This window comes from Rhizobium sp. BK049 (genome assembly GCF_014193135.1).
Classification (GTDB): Bacteria; Pseudomonadota; Alphaproteobacteria; order Rhizobiales; family Rhizobiaceae; genus Rhizobium.
Window position 1 is genome coordinate 140974 of record NZ_JACHYV010000010.1, and the last position, 14086, is coordinate 155059.

At 61.6% G+C, this 14086-nt stretch carries 12 protein-coding genes; 3 read left to right on the plus strand and 9 right to left on the minus strand.

The features are described 5' to 3' along the window. The first annotated feature begins 17 nt into the window (after nt 1–17). The gene (locus tag FHT70_RS13195; protein WP_183701760.1) at nt 18–1220 is read left to right on the plus strand and encodes a CaiB/BaiF CoA-transferase family protein; all 1203 of its coding nucleotides are present in this window, start codon (nt 18–20) and stop codon (nt 1218–1220) included. A 13-nt stretch (nt 1221–1233) separates the two neighbouring features. Next, nucleotides 1234–2892 (plus strand): thiamine pyrophosphate-binding protein, encoded by a 1659-nt coding sequence (locus FHT70_RS13200; RefSeq protein WP_183701762.1) that lies wholly within the window; start codon nt 1234–1236, stop codon nt 2890–2892. Between the two features lie 41 nt (nt 2893–2933). On the opposite strand, the gene FHT70_RS13205 is transcribed toward FHT70_RS13200, so the two are convergent. From FHT70_RS13205 to FHT70_RS13215, 3 genes are all read right to left on the minus strand, one after another. Then, nucleotides 2934–3278 (minus strand): RidA family protein, encoded by a 345-nt coding sequence (locus tag FHT70_RS13205; RefSeq protein WP_183701765.1) that lies wholly within the window; start codon nt 3276–3278, stop codon nt 2934–2936. Between the two features lie 72 nt (nt 3279–3350). Further along, nucleotides 3351–3689 (minus strand): TIGR01244 family sulfur transferase, encoded by a 339-nt coding sequence (locus FHT70_RS13210; RefSeq protein ID WP_085778809.1) that lies wholly within the window; start codon nt 3687–3689, stop codon nt 3351–3353. A 72-nt stretch (nt 3690–3761) separates the two neighbouring features. Then, a complete protein-coding gene (locus tag FHT70_RS13215) occupies nt 3762–4595 on the minus strand; it encodes a DUF4432 family protein (protein ID WP_183701768.1) in 834 nt (277 codons plus the stop codon). A 255-nt stretch (nt 4596–4850) separates the two neighbouring features. Between FHT70_RS13215 and FHT70_RS13220 the strand changes: the two genes are divergently transcribed. Then, nucleotides 4851–6251, plus strand: coding sequence for a L,D-transpeptidase (locus FHT70_RS13220; RefSeq protein ID WP_183701770.1), 1401 nt, complete (start codon nt 4851–4853; stop codon nt 6249–6251). Nucleotides 6252–6327: 76 nt separating this feature from the next. Here FHT70_RS13220 and FHT70_RS13225 read toward each other — a convergent pair whose 3' ends face one another. The 6 genes from FHT70_RS13225 to FHT70_RS13250 all read right to left on the minus strand — a co-directional run bounded on the left by FHT70_RS13225 (nt 6328) and on the right by FHT70_RS13250 (nt 13957). Continuing rightward, a complete protein-coding gene (locus tag FHT70_RS13225) occupies nt 6328–7026 on the minus strand; it encodes a ParA family protein (RefSeq protein WP_183701773.1) in 699 nt (232 codons plus the stop codon). Between the two features lie 228 nt (nt 7027–7254). Next, nucleotides 7255–8409, minus strand: coding sequence for an iron-containing alcohol dehydrogenase (locus FHT70_RS13230; RefSeq protein ID WP_085778813.1), 1155 nt, complete (start codon nt 8407–8409; stop codon nt 7255–7257). After that, entirely contained in the window at nt 8406–9791 is a 1386-nt protein-coding gene (locus FHT70_RS13235; protein WP_183701776.1) for an aldehyde dehydrogenase family protein, read from the minus strand. Before FHT70_RS13235 ends, FHT70_RS13230 begins: the two co-directional genes overlap by 4 nt. A gap of 204 nt (nt 9792–9995) precedes the next feature. Next, nucleotides 9996–11363, minus strand: coding sequence for a glutamine synthetase family protein (locus tag FHT70_RS13240; protein ID WP_183701779.1), 1368 nt, complete (start codon nt 11361–11363; stop codon nt 9996–9998). Nucleotides 11364–11511: 148 nt separating this feature from the next. Further along, a complete protein-coding gene (locus FHT70_RS13245; RefSeq protein WP_183701782.1) occupies nt 11512–13068 on the minus strand; it encodes an amino acid permease in 1557 nt (518 codons plus the stop codon). Between the two features lie 118 nt (nt 13069–13186). Next, nucleotides 13187–13957 carry an N-formylglutamate amidohydrolase gene (locus FHT70_RS13250; RefSeq protein WP_183701786.1) on the minus strand — a complete coding sequence of 257 codons (771 nt, stop codon included), beginning with the start codon at nt 13955–13957 and terminating at the stop codon, nt 13187–13189. Between the last annotated feature and the right edge of the window lie 129 nt (nt 13958–14086).

The following is a 14086-nucleotide window of genomic DNA, read 5'->3' on the forward strand; positions in this document are numbered from 1 at the left end:
ACACCGACGGGAGGAACATGACCGAGACCGCGACGAACAAACCGCCGCTTGCCGGCATCCGGGTAATCGAGCTTGCCCGCGTGCTCGCCGGCCCCTGGGCGGGTCAGATGCTTGCCGATCTCGGCGCCGACGTCATCAAGGTCGAAAATCCCGACGGTGGCGACGACACCCGCCAATGGGGACCGCCCTTCGTCGAAGGTGCGGACGGCGAAAATCTCTCGGCCGCCTATTACCACGCCACCAATCGCGGCAAACGCTCCATCACCGCCGACCTCAAGAGCCCTGAGGGCCAGCAGCTCGTCCGTCGTCTCATAGCCACTGCCGACGTGGTAATCGAGAATTTCAAGGTCGACGGCCTCGTCAAATACGGGCTCGATTACGACAGCGTTCGCGAGGTGAACCCGAGGCTCGTTTATTGCTCGATCACAGGCTTCGGCCAGACCGGCCCCTATGCCGGATTCGCCGGCTACGATTACATCGTTCAGGGCATGTCCGGCTTCATGTCGATCACCGGCGAGCCGGACGGCCAGCCGATGAAGGCGGGCGTGGCGATCGCCGACATCTTTACCGGCATCTATGCCGTCTCGGCGATCGAGGCCGCCCTGATCCATGCCTTGAAAACCGGCGAAGGCCAGTTGATAGACATGGCCCTGCTTGACGTGCAATCGGCCGTGCTCGCCAATCAGAACATGAATTACCTCGTCTCCGGCGCCGCACCGACCCGCCTCGGCAACGCCCATCCGAACATCTCGCCCTATGAAGTCGTACCGACGGCCGACGGTTATCTCATCCTGGCCGTCGGCAACGACGGCCAGTTCCGCCGCCTCTCTACCATCCTCGGCCTGGAGACGATCGCGGATGACGAGCGTTTCGCCACCAACAAAGCCCGCGTCGCCAACCGCGGCGAGGTGCGCCGCCTGATCTCCACCGAGACGCTGAAATGGCAGAAAGCGGATCTCCTGAAGGCCTGCGAGCAGAACGCGGTTCCATCAGGCGCGATCAACACGATCGAGGAAATGTTCGCCGACCCGCAGGTGAAAGCTCGCGGTCTGCGCATCGACCTTGCCGATTCCGCTGGCACCGTCATCCCCGGGGTCAGGACGCCAGTCGTGCTGTCGGAAACACCTTTGCGCTACGCCAGGCCCAGCCCGCGTCTCGGCGAGCATAGAGAGGAAATTCTGGCGGAACTGGCCGAGCTTGAGAGGAAGGCATCGTCATGATGAAGGTATCATTATGAAAAAGACGGGCGGGGAGTTGATTGTCGAGGCGCTGAAGGCAAATGGCGTCAAACGTCTCTCCTGCGTGCCTGGCGAGAGTTTCCTCGCCGTTCTCGACGCATTGCGCGACAGCGATATCGACGTCCTCGTCTGCCGGCAGGAAGGCGGGGCGGCGATGATGGCCGATTGCTGGGGCCGGCTCACCGGCGAGCCGGGCATCTGCATGGTGACCCGCGGCCCCGGCGCCACCAACGCCTCCGCCGGCCTGCATATAGCCAAGCAGGATTCGATCCCGATGATCCTCCTGATCGGCCAGGTGCAGCGAGAGGCGCGCGAACGGGAGGCTTTTCAAGAAGTCGAATTCCGCCGCGCCTTCACCGAATTCGCCAAATGGGTTGGTGAGATCGACGACGCCGCCCGCATTCCCGAATTCGTCACCCGCGCCTTTGCGGTCGCAACCTCCGGCCGTCCCGGCCCCGTGGTGCTCACCCTGCCGGAAGACATGCTGCGCGACGAGGTCGAAGCACCCCGCGCCAGGCGTTATGCCAGCGTCGAGGCCCATCCCGGCCGCAGCCAGATCGACGACCTTTATGTAAGACTCTTGAAGGCCGAACGGCCGATGGTAATCCTCGGCGGCACGCGATGGGATGCCGATGCCGTCGCCGATTTCACAACCTTCGCCGAACGTTTTCAGCTGCCGGTAGGCTGTTCATTCCGCCGACAGATGCTGTTCGATCATCTTCACCCCTGTTATGCCGGCGATGTCGGCATCGGCATCAATCCAGGGCTCGCCAAGGAGATCAAGGAGAGCGACCTCTTGATCCTGCTCGGCGGCCGCATGTCGGAAATGCCGTCCTCCGGCTATACGCTGCTCGACATCCCCTACCCGGCCCAGTCGCTCGTTCATATTTATCCGGACCCGTCGGAGCTCGGCCGCGTCTATCGTCCCGATCTTGCCATCTGCGCCAGCCCCGCCGATTTTGTCGAAGCACTCGCCGATCTCGAAGCCCCGGCCGAGCCGCGCTGGGCGGAGCGGACCGCGCATATGCATCAGGCCTATCTCGCCTGGTCGAAGCCGCCGGCCACGGGTCCTGGCGCCGTCCATATGGGACCGATCATGGAGTGGCTGGAAGACAATATCGGGCCGGAAACGATCTTCACCAATGGCGCAGGCAACTACGCCACCTGGCTGCACCGGTTCCACCGGTTCCGCCGCTTCAACACCCAGGCCGCTCCCACCTCCGGCTCGATGGGTTACGGCCTGCCGGCGGCAGTGGCTGCCAAGCGGCTCTTTCCCGAGCGCGAGGTCATCTGTTTTGCCGGCGACGGCTGCTTCCTGATGCACGGTCAGGAATTCGCAACCGCCATCCGCTACGATCTGCCGATCATCGCAATCGTTATCAACAACGGCATGTACGGCACGATCCGCATGCACCAGGAGCGTGAATATCCCGGTCGCGTCAGCAGCACCGATCTGACCAACCCCGACTTCGCAGCCCTTGCCCGCGCCTATGGCGGCCACGGCGAGACGGTGGAAAGCACAGAGGAATTCGCTCCCGCCTTCGAGCGCGCACGCGCAAGCGGCAAACCGGCGATCATCGAAGTGAAGCTCGATCCGGAAGCGATCACACCGACCAGAACGCTTTCGGAAATCGCGCAAACAAAAAGCCGGTAAGGTTGCCCCACCGGCTTTACAGAGACGGAACTGCGGCGACCTTAGCCGAGCGCAGCCGTGACGATGAACTCGACCTTGTATTTCGGCGCGGCGAGCTTGGCTTCGCTGGTGGCGCGTGCCGGCGGATTGGCCGGATCGATCCAGGCTTCCCAGGCTGCGTTCATCTCGCCGAAATAAGCAATGTCGGAAAGATAGACGAGGGTCTGCAGGATCTTCGACTTGCTGCTGCCGGCGGCCGCCAGCAGACGGTCGACTTCGGCGAGCGCCGACTTGCATTGATCGGTGACGCTTTCGCCCTCGCCCACCTGGCCTGCGAGGTAGACCGTGTTGCCGTGAATGACGGCGCCGCTCATACGTGCGCCGACGTCGATACGCTTAATGCTCATTATCGTCTCCTGGGTGATTGGAAGTGGCGGCGCTGCGGAGCAGCGCCTGAAAATCAGCGTCCCACACAACGCTCAACTGCGGATATGGTGGGTTTTCTGGTAGATCGCCGTCGAGCGCGCCCCCGAGCGGCAGTAGCCGAGCATTGGCCGCGGGAATTCATCGAGCGCGTCAACCATTCCCTGCACCGCCTCTTCGGTCACGCCCATCGGTCCAACCGGGACGTGGGCGATATCGAGTCCGAGCTCTTTGGCACGCGCCTCGATGACGGAGAATGATGTCTGGTCGGGGCTTTCATGGTCGGGGCGATGGCAGACGATCGATTTGAAGCCGAGCGCCTTGATCTCGTCGAGGTCCTCAAGCGTGATCTGCCCCGAAACCGAATATTCATCGTCGATCTGGCGAATATCCATCGTCTTGTCTCCTCAAAGATCGTGGGCTGATGGTCTACGACGGGAGGCCCGCAAGCGTCAACAACACTTCACTCACAGGAACGCAAAGGTCAGCGCATAGCTGCGGCTTTCGCCTGGGGCGAGCATGTTGAATTCACCGGCCGCCTGAAGCTCGTCGCGCGATACCCAGCGATGCGACACCGGCTCGATGCCGATAATATGAGCGGGCGCCTTCTGGTTTCGCCAGACCTGCAGATAAGGCAGCGTATCGGCGCGGAAGCGCACGCTGAGCGTCCTGCCGCCGATTGCGGCGATCGGCCCGAGCCGGACTTCCGCCAAGCCCTCCACCGTCGCCGGCACACAGAAGATGCCGCCCGGCTCCTCGCCGAATGTCCAGGGGAAGCCGCCATTCTCCAGCATCCGGCCTTCGAGCCGCGTGCCGTCGTCCAGCCATTTGCCGCCGACATTCATATGGTACATCAGGAAGGTCGGCACCACCTGATCGCTGGTATTGATAACCCGGTCTTCGAGCCGCACCTCGCCGTTCACGCCGTCGATCCGCCACAGCCGCTCGATGCGCTGCGGCAATCCCTCGACGGTGATGATGTCGATATCGGCGCGGCATTCGGCATTGCCATTCTCGTATTTCGTCCACAGGATCTTGGCGGCGTGGCCGGAGGCCGATCCGTGCAGCGGATAGACCTTGCCGTCGGCACGGCCGGCGATCGGCTGGCGATGGCGGATATGATCCGGCCCGCAGGTGAAGAGAAAACCTTCGAGCGAGTGGTCGATTCGCGGATCCCCATCGTCGGGAATGGCGCGCTTTGGCGCGATATCGACGCCGTCGACGATGCATCCGCCGATATCCAGCACCGATGTTTCATCGAGCATCAGGCGCGGCCCGTTTGCAGCGGCAAATTCGATCATCTCGGGTCTCCTCAAGGATTTATCGGCCGCCGTAGCGTTAGGTTTCGCACTGGCCTTCGTCAATCGGCGCCGTTCTCCTCTTGCGCTTTTGCCGCAACCGTGGATTTTGCGGAACGGACACAAGGATGCAAACGTTTATGAGTAAAAGGAAATCTTAGGGATTTTCATATTTTGTTCAGCACGCTTTCATAAATTCCACACTAGCGTCAAAATTCGCGGGTGTGTGTCGGCCAGTCACTGTTCGAGGTGTGAGACGTGAATCGCTTTTTGAAGTCGGCATTTTCGCTTGCGGCCCTGCTGGCAGCCGTTGCGGCTGCAGCACCGCAGGCTGGCGCGCAGCAGTTTCGTGACCGCCGCCAGAGCGACGTCGTGCTGGTCACGCCAAACGGCGAAATCCTCGATTATGTCCCCCGCGGCTTTGCCTATGCCCGCGACCGCAGCGGCAACCGCGTGCTGATCGACGCCTACGGCAACGTCGTCGCCACCGAAATGCGCGCCCGCGGTTATTACCCGCCGCCGCCCGCCTCACGCGATGTCTATGCCGACCAAGGCGGCAACGACCCTTATTACGCCGACGACAACCCCTATGGCGACACGCGTTATTCTGAGCGGGGCGCCGTCACCGGCGGCATTCCGCGCGAAGCAGCGATCGAGCGCCTGCCGCTCGGGGAGGAGCCCTATCCGGACGATAACAGCATCGGCAATCCGCAGTCGGGCGACGATTACGCCTCGATCGATCCCGATCAGCAGATCCCGCCCGCCGATGCGCCGAAGGCAGCACCCGACGAGCCCGTGATCACGCTGAAAAACAAATCGAAGTCCGAGATCGTCGCGCTGCAGGTCTTCCTCGACCGCGCCGGCATCTCTCCCGGCGTCATCGACGGGCACATGGGTTCGAACGTCACCAAGGGCATTTATGCCTATAATCAGATGACGGGGTCAAATCTCGATCCCAATGACACCGATGCCATTCTGGAAGAGCTGCGCATGAACGGCGGCCTGCCCGTCGTCAGCTATACGATCACGCCGGCCGATGCCGCCGGCCCCTTCGTCGCGGAGATCCCGGAAGATTATTCGCATAAGGCGCTGCTGCCGTCGCTCGCCTATACCTCGACCACTGAAATGCTGGCCGAGCGTTTCCATATGGACGAGGCCTTCCTTAAGGAGATGAACCCCGGCGCCGATTTCAGCGTTCCCGGCACGGTGATCAAGGTCGTCAATCCAGGCGAGATGAAGACCGGCGAGGTCGCCCGCATCATCGCCGACAAGGGGCGCAAACAGGTTTTCGCCTATGACGGCGCCGGCAATCTCATCGCCGCCTACCCCGCATCGATCGGCTCAACCGACACCCCCTCCCCGTCCGGCACGGTGACGGTCGAGCGCGTCGCGTTCGATCCCGGTTATACCTACAACCCGAAGATCAACTTTCAGCAGGGCGCCAACGACAAGATCCTCAACATCCCCCCAGGCCCGAACGGCCCGGTCGGCACCGTCTGGATGGCGCTTTCCAAGCCGACCTACGGCATCCACGGCACGCCAGAGCCCTCCAAGATCGGGCGCACCCAGAGCCACGGTTGCATTCGCCTGACCAACTGGGATGCAACCGAGCTTGCGAAAATGGTCAAGCCCGGTGTGACGGTCGAGTTCGTCGACTGAGCCAAAGCCAAACTGGTCACAAACGATAAGGCCGCCGGATCGCTCCGACAGCCTTTCTGTTTCAATGCTTGGGTATTCAGGCCGCTGTCGCCATGCGAGCCGAGGCGGTCAACCGAACAGGCACCTTGCGCATGATTTCCTCGGCGAAACAGGTGGCGTTCTCACGCGCCTTGTCGAGATTGCTGACGCGCGTGGGGTCCATGGTCTGCAGCGTGCCGCCACAGTCGAAGATGTCGCGGAAGGCCGAACGTTCGATGATCGCCGTGTCCAGCACCGGCACGTGCCGCTCGCTGAGCAGCGACTTGACGAGCTGCAGCGCCCGCGTCGTCACCATCGAGTTGACCCGGGTCAGCACCACCGAATGACCGATCTTCATGCCCGCCTTCTCGTCCAGATACTGCAGCAGTTCGAGCACCTGCGCGCCGCCGCGCGCATCCATGGCACAGCCTTGGATCGGGATCAGCACGTGATCGGAAAGGCCGACGGCGGTGGCAAGCAGCGGATTGCGGGCGCCCGGCAGATCCACAATGAAATAGTCGGTATTATGCTTGTTCTCGCTGATATGCTGCGGCAGCGAGGCGGTCGTCACGAAATCGATCACCGAAATATTGGGCACGTGCCCCGATATCTCGTGCCAGCGTGAAATCCAATGCTGCGGATCGGCATCCAGAATGGTCACGCGATAGCCCTGACGGGCAAGCTCGGTCGCGAGCAGCAGAACAGCGGTCGTCTTGCCGGCGCCGCCCTTGGTATTTGCGAATGTAATGACTGGCATGTTCGGTCCTCGGAGGAAATGGCGCGAGTCGGCATCGCTCTTTTGCGCACTGTCGGAGCATCGTGCGGTTAACCCATCCTTTACAATCATGGTTAACAAATTGCGAACGCGCGCGGCGAAATTGCAGCCTGTATTTTTCACATCCCTAAAATTCAGGATGTTTCCGAGACGAAAAGGCCCGGAAAGCAAGAGCTTTCCGGGCCGGTCTGCAGGTCCGCCGCGATCTTGTCAGAAGCAATCCTTGAAAAGCGCCTTGGTATTTTCGAGCGTCATCGCCACCGGATTGCCGCCGGCGCTCGGATCCTCGATCGCCATGGCCGACAATTCGTCGATGCGGTCGGGCGCGATTCCCATCGCCGTCAGCGTCTCCGGCACGCCGAGCTCGGAACGAAGCGTCAGCACATAGTCGTAGAAGCCGTCAAAGCCGCCCGATATGCCGAGATAGGCGGCTGCGCGGCCGATCTTCTCCTCGATCGCGGCGCGGTTGAAGCGCAGCACCGCCGGCATCACGACGGCATTGGTCATGCCGTGATGAGTGTTGTAGACGGCGCCGATTGGGTGCGACAGCGCATGGATGGCGCCGAGCCCCTTCTGGAAGGCGACGGCACCCATGGCGGCGGCCGACATCATGTTGGCGCGGGCTTCGAGGTCGGTGCCTTCCCGATAGGCGCGCGGCAGGAATTCCTTGACGAGACGCATGCCTTCGAGGGCGATTCCGGCAGACATCGGGTGATAGAAAGGCGAGGAATAGGCCTCCAGGCAATGCGCGAAAGCGTCCATGCCGGTGCCGGCAGTAATGATCTTCGGCATGCCGACGGTCAGTTCCGGATCGGAAATGACCACACCCGGCAGGAACTTCGGATGGAAGATGATCTTCTTCACATGCGTGACGGAATTGGTGATGACGCTGGCGCGCCCGACCTCCGAACCGGTGCCCGCCGTCGTCGGCACCGCGACGATCGGGGCGATGCCTTCGAGGCTCGCACGCGTCCACCAGTCGCCGATATCCTCGAAATCCCAGACCGGCCGCGTCTGGCCGGCCATGAACGCAACGCACTTGCCGAGATCGAGACCTGAGCCGCCGCCGAAGGCGACGACGCCGTCATGGCCGCCATCCTTGAAAGCCTTGACGCCTGCATCGAGGTTCTTCTCGTTCGGGTTCGGGTCGACGTCAGCGAAGATCGCCCGGCCGAGGCCGGCATCTTCGAGGATATCAAGCGCGGTTTTGGTGATCGCCATCGAGGCCAGGCCGCGGTCAGTGACGAGCAGCGGCTTTTTGATGCCGAGGCTCTTGCAGGCGTCGGCCAGCTCCTTGATGCGGCCCCGGCCGAGCTTGACCGATGTCGGATAGCTCCAGTTTGCGGTGATGTTGCTGCTGCTCATGCTGTGACTTTCTTCAGGTGGAAGGATTTCGGACGCGTCAGATTCTGGAAGCCGATGATCGACAGCGAGCCGCCGCGGCCGGTCTCCTTGACGCCGGTCCAGCAGAGCGCCGGATCAAGATAATCCGCGCGGTTCATGAAGACGGTGCCGGTTTCGATCTCGCGGCCGAGACGTGCTGCCCGCTCGGCATCTTTGGTCCAGAGCGAGGCCGTCAGCCCATACTGGCTGTCGTTCATCAAAGCGAGCGCTTCCTCGTCGCTCTTCACCTTCATGATGCCGACCGCCGGGCCGAAGGTCTCCTCGCGCATGAAGGCCATGGAATGGTCGACATCGACGAGGACCTGCGGTGCGAGATAGGCGCCGCCGTCGTCCTGGGGAAAAAGCTTGGGGTCGACAAGCGCCTTGGCGCCCCTGGAAACCGCCTCGGCGATCTGCTCGCGCACCACCTTGGCGAAACGCTTGTTCGCCATCGGCCCGAGCGACGTCTCGGGATCGAGCGGATTGCCGAGCTTGTAGTTTGAAACCCAGGCTACTGATTTCTCGACGAAGGCGTCATAGAGCGATTCATGCACATAGATGCGCTCGATGCCGCAGCAGCACTGGCCGGAATTGTAGGTCGCGCCGTCCATCAGGGTGTCGACGGCCGCATCGAGATCGGCGTCTTCCATGACGTAACCCGGGTCCTTGCCGCCGAGTTCGAGGCCGAGGCCGGTAAAGGTGCCGGCAGCGGCCCGCTCCATCGAGCGGCCGCCTTCGACCGATCCGGTAAAGTTGACGAAGTTGAAGCTGCTGGCGGCAATCAGCGCCGACGTCGTTTCATGGTCGAGGAAGACATTCTGGAACACGTCTTCGGGAACGCCGGCTTCGATGAAGGCCTGCACCAGCCGCTCGCCGACGAGCAATGTCTGCGAGGCATGTTTCAGCACCACCGTATTGCCGGCCATCAGCGCCGGAGCGATCGTGTTGATCGCCGTCATATAGGGATAGTTCCAAGGTGCGACGACGAAGACGACGCCGTGCGGCTCGCGCTCGATACGGCGCTCGAAACGATCGCTCTCTTCGACGACGAGCGGGGCCAGCGCATCCGCCGCAATCGATGCGACATAGTTGGAGCGCTCGTTAAAGCCCTTATATTCGCCGCCATACTTGATCGGCCTGCCCATCTGCCAGGCAAGCTCCGGCACGACGACGTCGGACATCTCGTTCAGCCGGGCAGCGCCCTTCAGGACAAGCTGAACGCGTTCTTCAAGCGGCCGTTTCGCCCAGGCCTTCTGCGCCTTGCGGGCGCGCGCCACCACGTCCTTGGCGGCGTCGAGCGAAAGTGCTGCGCGCTCCGCGTAAACCGATCCATCGACCGGTGAAATGCATTGGATCATTGCCATGATCGATTTCCTGTCCTCGTATCATTCAAAATGTGGGTGGGCGACCGCCCCTCATCCGCCTGCCTGCACCTTCTCCCCGCTCGCGGGGAGAAGGGATATGCCGCACCATTTTCCGAACTCTCAAGCGATCCGCGTGGCAAGTCCCCTCTCCCACCAAGCGGGGAGAAGTTTAGGGTGAGGGGCAAGCAAACCCGCAAATGCCTATTAAGCTCTTTCAAAACCCCGCGCCACTTCCCAATCGGTGATGCGGCGGTCGTATTCTTCCTGCTCCCATTCGGCAGCACGAGTGTAATGGTCGATGACGTCGTCGCCGAAGGCTTTGCGTAGCATCGCCGATTCCGTCATTTCAGTCGTTGCCGCGCGTAGCGTGCGCGGGATTTCGCGAATGTCCTTGCCGCCATAGGCGTCGCCGACGAAGGGAGCTTCGAGTTCCAGCTTGTTCTCGATCCCGTCGATACCAGCGGCAAGCAGCGCGGCGAAGGCGAGATAGGGATTGAGATCGGAGCCTCCGACCCGGCATTCGATGCGGATACCCTTTGTCTCCTCGCCGCAGAGACGGTAGCCGGCAGTGCGGTTGTCCTTGCTCCAGATCGCCTTGGTCGGAGCGAAGGTGCCGGCCATGAAGCGCTTGTAGGAATTGATGTAGGGAGCCAGGAAATAGGTGATCTCGCTCGCATGGGCGAGAAGCCCGGCAACGTACTTGTGCATCAGCGGCGACATGCCGTATTTCCCGGCATGGTCGAAGAACAGCGGCTTTTCCTCGAGGCTCCAGAGCGACTGGTGGATGTGCGAAGAGCTGCCGGCCGCATTGTAGTTCCACTTCGCCAGGAAGGTGATGGCCTTGCCTTTCGACCAGGCAATCTCCTTGCAGCCGTTCTTGATGATCGCGTGCCTGTCGGCCATGGCGAGCGCATCGGCATACCGCACGTTGATCTCCTCCTGGCCGGCGGAAGCCTCGCCCTTGGAGTTCTCGACCGGAATGCCGGCGCCCTGCAGGCCGGTGCGGATCGCCCGCATCACCTCTTCCTCCTTGGTGGTCTGGAAGATGTGGTAGTCCTCGTTATAGGCACTGGCGAGCTTGAGATTGCGGTAGCCCGAGGCATGCGCCGCCTCGTAGCTCTGGTCGAACAGGAAGAATTCGAGCTCGGAAGCCATATAGGCCTTCATGCCCATGTCTTCGAGCCGCTTCACCTGCTTCTTCAGGATCGCCCGCGGCGAATGGGCAACCTCTTCATGGGTGTGATGGTCGAGCACGTCGCAGAGTACCAGGGCCGTGCCTTCGAGCCAGGGAATGCGGCGCAGCGTCGAAAGATCCGGCTTCATCGTATAGTCGCCGTATCCCTTCTCCCAGCTCGTCGCCTTGTAGCCGGAGACGGTTTCCATCTCCATGTCGGTCGCCTGCAGGTAGTTGCAGCTGTGCGTTTCTTTCCAGGCGCTCTCGACGAAATATTCCCCCTGGAAACGCTTTCCCATCAGCCGGCCCTGCATATCCACCTGGCAGGCGAGAACCGTATCGATGCGCCCTTCGGCAACATCCTTCCTAAGATCGTCGATTGTGTAGCTGCTGCTCATGATTGATCCGCCTGAACTGGAATTGAAGAAAATCGGGGCAATGAAATCGCATGCGCTCGGCCTGGTATCACGGCCCGATGCCTTTTCCTTGATCCGGTGATGGGGCCGCAGGATGCGGCCCCGCCACTTGAGAGGGAAGCCTCGATGCTTAACGTTCGCCGCTTTCGCCGACGGCCGCCTCGGCCGCCGCAATTTCAGCCTGACGCTTCGCCACTTCGGCACCGATCGGCGGCCCCTTGAAGCGGCGGCTCTCGAAGCCGAACCAGACGATCCCAGTGACCACGAGGAAACCGACGGTGATATAGAGCGCCCACTCATTCGGCGGCTGAATGCCGAGAATGAAGATCAGGATCATCGCGATGATCGTCAGCACCGCAAAGAGCTTGAAGACGCCTTCGCCGAGGTTCCATGGACCCATCTTGTCCCACTTCGACGTGCCCCAGGCGAAGAGGCCGAGCGTGATCGGGATCGCGAAGGAGAAGAACAGGAAGATGACGGTGCACGAGACGACAATCGTGTAAACCGGCGTATCCCCGATCGTAACGAGCGACGAGCCCCAGACGAACAGCACCGACAGGATCGAGCCCGTCCAGATCGCGGCTACCGGGGTACGATACTGCGGGCTGACCTTCGACAGCGCCTTGGAGGCCGGCAGACCGCCGTCACGCGAGAAGGCGAAGATCATGCGGGAGACCGAGGTGACGGTCGCAAGGCCGCACAGCCATTGGCTGACGAAGATCGCAAGATAAAGGAGGTCCTTGACGACCGGGTTCACCTGGCTGTCCATCGCCCAGAAGAACACGTTCCAGCCCTGTTTTGCCGCCTCATCCATGTTCGGCAGCATCAGCACGAAGGCGCACAGCATGATATAGCCGAACAGCGCCGACCATAGAACCGAGGCCACCATGCCGCGCGGGACCGAATGGGCGGCCTTGACCGTCTCCTCAGATGTATGCGCCGAGGCGTCATAGCCGGTGATGGTGTAGATCGGCAGCAGCAGACCGAGAAGGAAGACCCAGGCGCCCGAGGTGGACGGCCAGACGTTGCCACCGACTTCGCCGGAATAATTGGCGAAGGTGAAGAGACGGTCGAATTCATAGGAGGGCGCCGCGAGAAGGCATACGACCGCCAGCGCGATCGAAGTCGCGAAGATCAGGTAGCCCGAAAAGTCGGTCAGCTTCGCGGTCAATCCGATGCCCATGTGGTTCACCAGCGCCTGCGCACCGGTGATGATCACCAGGAAGATGATGCGCACCGTCGTTGTGTCAGTCAGCCCGAGATAGGTCGTGCCGAAGGAGCCCATGAAGAAGTAATAGGTGCCGACATTGATCGCGCCGAGCACGGTGACGAGACCGAGCAGGTTGAACCAGGCGGTCAGCCAGCCGGTGAAGCGGTTGCCGAGGATCGAGCCCCAGTGATATAGGCCGCCGGCCGTCGGATAGGCGGAGCTGATCTGCGCCATGGCGACGGCGAAGACGAGCGAGATGAAGCATCCCACGGGCCAGCCGATGCCGATCGCCGCTCCGCCGGCGCCCGAGGTCGCCTGGGCCAGCGAATTGATGCCGCCGGAAAGGATGCAGATGATGGAGAATGATACGGCGAAATTCGAGAACGAACTCATCCGTCGTTCGAGTTCCTGGGCATAGCCCATCGAATGCAGGATGTGCACATCCTGCTTCTTATCAAGTTCGGTATAGTCCGACATGACTTCCCCCTGTTCACGATCGGCCGCAGGATTGCGGCCATTCAGTGCCAATTGCCCGCGACATTTGCGCCGTGCGGACGTCCGCAGATAGACTGCTCCCTCGGGTCTTCTTTTTATGTCAGGCTTCCAGGCTTTGCTGGAGAAGTCCTGTCAGATAGTCGGCCATGACCCCTTGGCCGCCATCGTCTGCGATGAGGTCGTTGCGGACCTCGATCATTACATTGCGCAAGCCGTTCGAAAGCCCGTGCAGGATCAGCGTGTGGGTCACGCCGTCCGCAGGCCCGTAAGGCTGGTTGCGTTCAGTCCTGTAAAGCGGCGCGCCGGCCGCAGCCTCCAGCATGCGGTCGGCGAGCCGGCTGTCCTCATCGTGCAATATGCCGAGTTCGACGGCGCGTTGCCGTCCATGATAGACCGGCGTGAAGCTGTGCATCGTCACGATGACGGTATCCTGCCCCCTCGCCCGACGATCGTGGATCAGTCCGCGGATGGCATCATGGAAAGGCACGTAAAGCGCATCGGTGCGCGCCAGACGCTCCTCGGCGCTCAAATCCTTGTTGCCGGGAATGGCATAGATCTCGCTGGTTTCCGGCATGGCGCCCAATGAACTTGGCGGCCGGTTGCAGTCGTAGATCAGCCGGGAGAAGCGCTGGAAGACGAGAGTCGCGTCGAGTGCCTGCGACACGCCGCGGGCAACCGCGAGCGCACCCGGATCCCAGGCGATATGGCTCGACAGCGCTTCGTTGGGCAGGCCGAGATCGCCGAACCGGGCAGGAAGCGTCTTCGAAGCGTGTTCGCAGACGAGCAACACCGGGCTCCGGCCTTCGATGCGTTCGATCCCGACGCAATCGCCATCCGCTTCGCTGAGGATTTTTGGCCGGGCCAGCACCAACGGCGCCACTCCTATCCCTTAATAAAAGCTTTATAGAAAAGAATTCTTCAGCTTTTGGCGACTGTCAAGCAGTCGCTGAAAATTTCTTTTCATGACAGTGGTTGACATGGATTGTGACAGCGTTGTTAA

Excerpts from the sequence above, each read along its gene's own strand:
- FHT70_RS13195 (WP_183701760.1), top strand. The coding sequence starts at position 18 with ATGACCGAGACCGCGACGAACAAACCGCCGCTTGCCGGCATCCGGGTA.
- FHT70_RS13200 (WP_183701762.1), top strand. The coding sequence starts at position 1,234 with ATGAAAAAGACGGGCGGGGAGTTGATTGTCGAGGCGCTGAAGGCAAAT.
- FHT70_RS13235 (WP_183701776.1), bottom strand. The coding sequence starts at position 9,791 with ATGGCAATGATCCAATGCATTTCACCGGTCGATGGATCGGTTTACGCG.
- FHT70_RS13245 (WP_183701782.1), bottom strand. The coding sequence starts at position 13,068 with ATGTCGGACTATACCGAACTTGATAAGAAGCAGGATGTGCACATCCTG.
- FHT70_RS13215 (WP_183701768.1), bottom strand. The coding sequence starts at position 4,595 with ATGATCGAATTTGCCGCTGCAAACGGGCCGCGCCTGATGCTCGATGAA.
- FHT70_RS13230 (WP_085778813.1), bottom strand. The coding sequence starts at position 8,409 with ATGAGCAGCAGCAACATCACCGCAAACTGGAGCTATCCGACATCGGTC.
- FHT70_RS13240 (WP_183701779.1), bottom strand. The coding sequence starts at position 11,363 with ATGAGCAGCAGCTACACAATCGACGATCTTAGGAAGGATGTTGCCGAA.
- FHT70_RS13210 (WP_085778809.1), bottom strand. The coding sequence starts at position 3,689 with ATGGATATTCGCCAGATCGACGATGAATATTCGGTTTCGGGGCAGATC.
- FHT70_RS13205 (WP_183701765.1), bottom strand. The coding sequence starts at position 3,278 with ATGAGCATTAAGCGTATCGACGTCGGCGCACGTATGAGCGGCGCCGTC.
- FHT70_RS13225 (WP_183701773.1), bottom strand. The coding sequence starts at position 7,026 with ATGCCAGTCATTACATTCGCAAATACCAAGGGCGGCGCCGGCAAGACG.